The sequence below is a fragment of the uncultured Cardiobacterium sp. genome, from assembly GCF_938028185.1.
In the GTDB taxonomy this organism is placed as follows: Bacteria; Pseudomonadota; Gammaproteobacteria; order Cardiobacteriales; family Cardiobacteriaceae; genus Cardiobacterium.
On record NZ_CALJAH010000111.1, the window covers coordinates 1 to 2867 of the forward strand.

General features: G+C 62.3%; 1 protein-coding gene and 1 pseudogene. One reads left to right on the forward strand and one right to left on the reverse strand.

Going from position 1 to position 2867, the window contains the following annotated elements:
• Nucleotides 1-375: 375 nt before the first annotated feature.
• Nucleotides 376-899, forward strand: a pseudogene (locus tag Q0349_RS03530) (transposase).
• A gap of 186 nt (nt 900-1085) precedes the next feature.
• Here the strand turns inward: Q0349_RS03530 and Q0349_RS03535 are convergent.
• A partial coding sequence (locus Q0349_RS03535) for a hypothetical protein (protein ID WP_298079497.1) occupies nt 1086-2867 on the reverse strand: 1782 nt, incomplete at its 5' end.

Here is a 2867-nt window from a genome sequence, read left to right on the forward strand (position 1 = left end):
CGCCAGCCGTAGGGTGTGTGGCCGCGCAGCGGACACGCACGCGGGAATTTTGCATTGGGAAACGCGTGCGTGCCTGCGGCACACACCCTACTCGTAAATTCTCGAAATTGCGGGGCAGTAGCGAGATTCGCCAGCCGTAGGGTGTGTGGCCGCGCAGCGGACACGCACGCGGGAATTTTGCATTGGGAAACGCGTGCGTGCCTGCGGCACACACCCTACTCGTAAATTCTCGAAATTGCGGGGCAGTAGCGAGATTCGCCAGCCGTAGGGTGTGTGGCCGCGCAGCGGACACGCACGCGGGAATTTTGCATCGGGAAACGCGTGCGTGCCTGCGGTACACACCCTACGTTCATTCATCATCAGCAGCTAATATCCATGTCCCGTTATCGCAGAAACTTTATCGCCGGTGGCACGTTCTCACCGTCAAACTTGCCCATCCGCAATCGCGCCTGTTGGTTGCGCATATTGACCTGTTGCGTGCCGCTTATGCGGTTACGCAAAAACGGTATCCGTTTCGGACGGTTGCCATTTGTGTCATGCCCAATCATCTTCATGCGGTCTGGACGTTACCGCCGGATGATGCAGATTATTCTTTGCGCTGGCGGCTGATCAAAACCCGCTTTTCGGCGCATTTTCCGTCTGCCGCTCTGTCTGTCAGCAAACAGCGTCGGCATGAGCGCGGTATTTGGCAGCGCCGTTTTTATGAACACACCGTGCACGATGCTGCCGATTTGCAGCGTTGTGTGGATTACGTCCATTTCAATCCGGTCAAGCATGGCTTTGTTGCCCGCGTGCAAGAGTGGCCGTATTCGTCGTTTCATCGCTATGCACAAGCCGGATGGTTACCGTGGGATTGGGGCGGTACACGCGAGGTCATGACGGCGCATTGGGGCGAGTAGTGGTCGCTGCAAAATCGCGCGACAGCGGCGAGATTCGCCAGCCGTAGGGTGTGTGGCCGCGCAGCGGACACGCACGCATTGTTGCCGCAAAAAGCGCGTGATAGCGGTGATAAACGACGTCCACGGTGTCATCGCAAGTGGTGAAAAAAAGCCGGAGCAATCCGGCTTTTGGTGGGTGAGCGGGTATCAGGGGCTTTGTGTCGCGTTGGCGGCGGAGGGCGCGTATCGTTTGGCGCGGTATTCGGTTTCGAGTAGTTGCAAGACGGCGGCGGCTGCCACATCGCCCCGCTCGGCGGCGCGAGACAGCCAGCGGCGGGCATCGACGCGGTTGTCGTGTTCGAGGTAGATCATGCCCACCTGGTACTGTCTGGCGGCATCGCCTTTGGTGCCGGCTTTTTCCAGCCACGGCATCGTGGCGGTTTTGTGGTATTTGGCGGCCGCCAGGTTGTCGTAGTAGCGCAAGGCCAGGGCGATTTGCGCGTCGCCATGTTCTTGTTCGGCGGCACGCCGCAGCCAGTAGTCTGCCTCGGTCGGGTTTTGGGCGACGCCTTCGCCTTTGCGGTAGCGCAGGGCCAGTTGGTATTGCGCACTGGCACTGCCTGCTTCTGCCGCCTGTCGTAGTGCGGCGGCGGGCGGGGTGGTTTCTGCTGTCAGGGCGTCAATGGCGCGCAGGACGGATGGCGCTTGCGGGTTGTCCTGCGCGGCGGCGCGTTGTAGCCAGTAGCGGGCGGTGGTGTATTCGCCGCCGCTGAAGTAGGTCATGCCGACTTGATAGCGGGTATCGCGTCCGCCCGTCGCTGCTGCTTTGTCCAGCCATTGGTGCGCGGTTTTGGGGTCTTTGGGGGAGCCGCTGCTGCCGTGGTAGTAGTGCTGTCCCAGCCAGTATTGGGCGTCAAGGTCGCCGTTTTCTGCCGCCTGTTGCAGCCAGTAGTCTGCTTCCCGCCGGTTTTGGTGAACGCCTGCAAGGTGGCGCAGCGACAGGCGGTATTGGGCGGTGGCGTCGCCCGCTTTGGCTCTTTGGCGCAAGGTGTCAAAGGCTTCAAAGACGGGATAGATGTCTTTGAAGCATTGTCCGGTTTGGATCATGAGCAGGTCCGGCACGACGAAACTGCCGCCATCGGCGGCTTGTTGTAGCCAGTGTCGGGCGGCGGCGATGTCGCCGCTGTCGTAGTATTGTCGTCCCAGACGGGTTTGGGCGGTCGCGTCGCCCTGGGCCGCGTCGCATTGTCGCCGGTATTCGGCTCGTGCGCCGTTTGGCTCGGCGTAGTAGCAGGGCAGGAGGCCTTGCGCCCCGGTATCGCCTGCTTCGGCGCGCCGTTGTAGTTCGGCGGTTGCGGCGACGGCATCGCGCGGCGGGGCGGCGCTGTGGTCCGGGGCGGGCGGGCGTTTGGCGTGCTGCAAGCCGTCAATTTTTTTCAGATAGAACTTCGCGGTGCTGTCGCCCTGGTCGGCGGCTTTTTGCAGCCAGCGGCGGGCGTTATCGTAGTCGCCATTGGAATAGTAGCGCCAGCCAACATGGGATTGTTCGCCCCGACCGCCTTGTGCGGCGGCTTTTTCCAGCCACATGAATGCGGCAGCACGGTCTTTCCCGAAACCCGACCCGCCGTCATAGTAGCGCTCGCCCAGCCAGTATTGGGCATCGGCGTCGCCGTTTCCTGCTGCCTGTTGTAACCAGCGGTTTGCCGTTTCCTGGTCTTGTTTGACGCCATCACCCAGGCTGTAGCGGAAGTAAAGCTGGTACTGCGCCCGGGCGTCGCCCGCTTCGGCGCGCCGTTGCCATTCGGCGGCTTCGGCAGCAGGGTCGCGTGGTGGTTCGGCGATGGCATCACGCGGCGATGCGGCGGTGGGATCTTGGCGCTGGTGGTTGGCAAGCGCCCTTTTGGCCGCCAGGTCGCCCTGGGCGGCGGCGGCCTGCCACCATTGCAATGCGGTTTTTTCGTCACGCGGGACGCCGTCGCCACGGGCATA